This window comes from Burkholderia sp. BCC1988 (assembly GCF_905339895.1).
Taxonomy (GTDB): Bacteria; Pseudomonadota; Gammaproteobacteria; order Burkholderiales; family Burkholderiaceae; genus Burkholderia.
The window spans coordinates 1-3,355 of the sequence record NZ_CAJPHA010000050.1; the positions used below are offsets into that span (position 1 = coordinate 1).

Sequence of the window (3,355 nt, forward strand, 5' to 3'; positions counted from 1 at the left end):
TGTCGAGACCGGCGCCACCGTCGAATATTCGACCGACGGCGGTCATACGTGGAGCACCAGCTTCAATGCCGTCGAAGGCCTGAACGACATACAGGTTCGGCAAACCGATATCGCCGGCAACACGTCCGATTCGACTTCGTTCAGTTTCACGCTCGATACGTCGGCAGCTGCACCGGGCGTTGCCCTCACCACCGATTCCGGCAGCAGCGCGTCCGATCACGTCACCAATGTCGGCACGTTGAACCTGACCGGTGTCGAAACCGGCGCCACCGTCGAATATTCGATCGACGGCGGTCATACCTGGAGCATCAGTTTCAGCGCGACCGAAGGCGTGAACGACGTACAGGTTCGGCAAACCGATATCGCCGGCAACACGTCCGACCCGACGTCGTTCAACTTCACGCTCGACACGTCGGCCGCGGCGCCCGGTGTGGCCCTGACCACCGATTCCGGCAGCAGCGCGTCCGATCACGTCACCAACGTCGGCACGTTGAACCTCACCGGTGTCGAAACCGGCGCCACCGTCGAATATTCGATCGACGGCGGTCACACCTGGAGCACCAGCTTCAATGCCACCGAAGGCGTGAACGACATACAGGTCCGGCAGACCGATATCGCCGGCAACACGTCCGATCCCACGTCGTTCAGCTTTACGCTCGATACCTCTGCGGCTGCACCCGGTGTCGCCCTCACCACCGATTCGGGCAGCAGCGCGTCCGATCACGTCACCAACGTCGGCACGTTGAACCTCACCGGTGTCGAGACCGGCGCCACCGTCGAATACTCGATCGACGGCGGTCATACCTGGAGCACCAGCTTCAGCGCGACCGAAGGCGTGAACGACGTACAGGTCCGTCAGACCGATATCGCCGGCAACACGTCGTCAGCAACGTCGTTCAGCTTCACGCTCGACACGTCGGCCGCCGCCCCCGGCGTTGCCCTCACCACCGATTCGGGCAGCAGCGCGTCCGATCACGTCACCAATGTCGGCACGTTGAACCTGACCGGTGTCGAGACCGGTGCCACCGTCGAATACTCGATCGACGGCGGTCATACGTGGAGCACCAGCTTCAATGCCGTCGAAGGCCTGAACGATGTGCAGGTCCGGCAAACCGATATCGCCGGCAACACGTCCGATCCGACTTCGTTCAGTTTCACGCTCGACACGTCGGCCGCCGCGCCGAGCGTTGCGCTCACCACCGATTCCGGCAGCAGCGCGTCCGACCACATTACCAATGTCGGCACGTTGAACCTCACCGGTGTCGAGACCGGCGCCACCGTCGAATACTCGATCGACGGCGGTCACACCTGGAACACCAGTTTCAGCGCGACCGAAGGCCTGAACCATGTGCAGGTCCGGCAGACCGATATCGCCGGCAACACGTCCGATTCGACTTCGTTCAGCTTCACGCTCGACACGTCGGCGGCTGCACCGGGCGTTGCCCTCACCACCGATTCCGGCAGCAGCGCGTCCGATCACGTCACCAACGTCGGCACGTTGAACCTGACCGGTGTCGAGACCGGCGCCACCGTCGAATATTCGATCGACGGCGGCCATTCGTGGAGCACCAGTTTCACCGCCGTCGAAGGCGTGAGCGACGTACAGGTCCGGCAAACCGATATCGCCGGCAACACGTCCGACCCGACTTCGTTCAGCTTCACGCTCGACACCTCGGCGGCTGCGCCGGGCGTTGCGCTCGCCACCGATTCGGGCAGCAGCGCGTCCGATCACATCACCAACGTCGGCACGCTGAACCTCACCGGTGTCGAAACCGGCGCCACCGTCGAATATTCGATCGACGGCGGCCATACGTGGAACACGAGTTTCAGCGCGACCGAAGGCGTGAACGATGTGCAGGTCCGGCAAACCGACATCGCCGGCAACACGTCGGCGGCGACTTCGTTCAGCTTTACGCTCGATACGTCGGCTGCCGCGCCGAGCGTTGCGCTCACCACCGATTCCGGCAGCAGCGCGTCCGACCACATTACCAATGTCGGCACGTTGAATGTGACCGGGGTTCAGAGTGGCGCGACCGTGCAGTACAGCGTCGATAACGGCGCGCACTGGAGCACCAGCTTCGGTGCCCTGGAAGGCGCGAACAACGTGCAGGTCCGGCAGATCGACGTGGCGGGCAATACGTCGGCCGCGACATCGTTCAGCTTCACGCTCGATACCTCCGCCGCCGCGCCGGGCGTTGCCCTGACCACCGATTCCGGCAGCAGCGCGTCCGACCACATCACCAATGTCGGCACGTTGAACCTCGCCGGCATCGAAACCGGCGCCACCGTGCAGTACAGCGTCGATAACGGTGCGCACTGGAGCACCAGCTTCGGTGCCCTGGAAGGCGCGAACAACGTGCAGGTCCGGCAGATCGACGTGGCGGGCAATACGTCGGCCGCGACGTCGTTCGGCTTCACGCTCGATACCTCCGCCGCCGCGCCGGGCGTTGCCCTGACCACCGATTCCGGCAGCAGCGCGTCCGACCACATCACCAATGTCGGCACACTGAACCTGACCGGCATCGAAACCGGCGCCACCGTGCAGTACAGCGTCGACAACGGGGCGCACTGGAGCACCAGCTTCGGTGCCCTGGAAGGCGTGAACAACGTGCAGGTCCGCCAGATTGACGTCGCCGGCAATACGTCGGCCGCGACGTCGTTCAGCTTCACGCTCGACACGTCGGCTGCCGCGCCGGGCGTTGCCCTCACCACCGACTCCGGCAGCAGCGCCTCCGACCACATCACCAATGTCGGCACGTTGAACCTCACCGGCATCGAAACCGGCGCCACCGTGCAATACAGCGTCGACAACGGGGCGCACTGGAGCACCAGCTTCGGTGCCCTGGAAGGCGCGAACAACGTGCAGGTTCGCCAGATTGACGTCGCCGGCAATACGTCGGCCGCGACATCGTTCAGCTTCACGCTCGACACGTCGGCTGCCGCGCCGGGCGTGGCCCTCACCACCGACTCCGGCAGCAGCGCCTCCGACCACATCACCAATGTCGGCACGTTGAACCTCACCGGCATCGAAACCGGCGCCACCGTGCAGTACAGCGTCGATAACGGTGCGCATTGGAACACCAGCTTCAGTGCCGTCGAAGGCACGAACAACGTGCAGGTCCGCCAGATCGACGTCGCGGGCAATACGTCGGCCGCGACGTCGTTCGGCTTCACGCTCGATACGTCGGCCGCGGCGCCCGGCGTTGCCCTCACCACCGATTCGGGCAGCAGCGCGTCCGACCACATCACCAACGTCGGCACGTTGAACCTGTCCGGTGTCGAATCCGGCGCCACCGTGCAATACAGCGTCGACAACGGTGCGCACTGGAGCACCAGCTTCGGCGCCCTGCAAGGT

General features: G+C 64.4%; 1 protein-coding gene. It reads left to right on the forward strand.

Going from position 1 to position 3,355, the window contains the following annotated elements:
- On the forward strand, positions 1-3,355 hold a 3,355-nt coding region (locus tag U4012_RS35415; protein ID WP_321804503.1), incomplete at both ends, for a beta strand repeat-containing protein.